Genomic DNA, 1698 nt, shown 5'->3' on the forward strand with positions numbered 1-1698 from the left:
TCTCTGCGGCCACCACACCCTTTCCGGAGCAAGTCCGTATAAGTGGATGGCCCCCCTTCTCCCGAAGTTACGGGGGCATTTTGCCGAGTTCCTTAACCACGATTCTCTCGATCTCCTTGGTATTCTCTACCTGACCACCTGAGTCGGTTTGGGGTACGGGCAGCTAGAACCTCGCGTCGATGCTTTTCTTGGCAGCATAGGATCACCCACTTTTTATCCGCATCGTGTCTCAGCCTGAATGAGAGACGGATTTGCCTATCTCTCGGCCTACGCACTTGCCCCGGGACAACCATCGCCCGGGTTGGGCTACCTTCCTGCGTCACACCTGTTAATACGCTAGCCGCACCAGAACGGGTTCGAGCGTTAGACCGGCCGGCTTCACCCCGAAGGGATCCACTCAGCCGGGTTAGGACTCTTAGCACTACTGGATTAGCTGGGGCGGTTCTTCGCCGGTACGGGAATATCAACCCGTTGTCCATCGACTACGCCTGTCGGCCTCGCCTTAGGTCCCGACTTACCCAGGGAAGATTAGCTTGACCCTGGAACCCTTGGTCTTTCGGAGGACGTGTTTCTCACACGTCTTTCGCTACTCATGCCTGCATTCTCACTCGTGTAGCCTCCACGGCTGGTTCACACCGCCGCTTCGCTGGCCACACGACGCTCTCCTACCCATCAACACGGCTGGACCACGAAGGCCTACCAATAATGTCAATGCCACAACTTCGGTGGCGTGCTTGAGCCCCGTTACATTGTCGGCGCGGAATCACTTGACCAGTGAGCTATTACGCACTCTTTCAAGGGTGGCTGCTTCTAAGCCAACCTCCTGGTTGTCACAGCAACTCCACATCCTTTCCCACTTAGCACGCGCTTTGGGACCTTAGTTGGTGGTCTGGGTTGTTTCCCTCTCGACTATGAAGCTTATCCCCCACAGTCTCACTGCTGCGCTCTCACTTACCGGCATTCGGAGTTTGGCTGACGTCAGTAACCTTGTAGGGCCCATCGGCCATCCAGTAGCTCTACCTCCGGCAAGAAACACGCAACGCTGCACCTAAATGCATTTCGGAGAGAACCAGCTATCACGAAGTTTGATTGGCCTTTCACCCCTATCCACAGCTCATCCCCTCAGTTTTCAACCTAAGTGGGTTCGGCCCTCCACGACGTCTTACCGTCGCTTCAGCCTGGCCATGGATAGATCACTTCGCTTCGGGTCTAGGACATGCGACTGAATCGCCCTATTCAGACTCGCTTTCGCTACGGCTACCCCACACGGGTTAACCTCGCCACATATCGCTAACTCGCAGGCTCATTCTTCAAAAGGCACGCTGTCACACCTACCAGGGGTGCTCCAACGGTTTGTAAGCAAACGGTTTCAGGTACTATTTCACTCCCCTCCCGGGGTACTTTTCACCTTTCCCTCACGGTACTTGTCCGCTATCGGTCATCTGGGAGTATTTAGGCTTATCAGGTGGTCCTGACAGATTCACACGGGATTTCTCGGGCCCCGTGCTACTTGGGATACTCTTCGCGTCAAGAGAAGCATTTCGACTACGGGGTTGGCACCCTCTATGACCCGCCTTTCAATGCGGTTCGTCTATACCTTCTTGTAACGCCGACAGATCGGCAGAACTGTCTGAAAAGTCCCACAACCCCCAACGTGCAACGCCTGCCGGCTATCACACACGCTAGGTTTAGCCTGAT

1 rRNA gene (only partly in view) is annotated in these 1698 nt (G+C 55.1%); it reads right to left on the minus strand.

Features of this window, described 5'->3' with window-relative positions:
- Positions 1 to 1698, minus strand: a 23S ribosomal RNA gene (locus tag AB0P29_RS16105); its annotated part runs 174 nt beyond the window's last position; the annotation flags it as partial.

The organism is Microbacterium sp. NPDC080220 (genome assembly GCF_040686395.1).
Lineage (GTDB): Bacteria > Actinomycetota > Actinomycetes > Actinomycetales > Microbacteriaceae > Microbacterium > Microbacterium gawkjiense.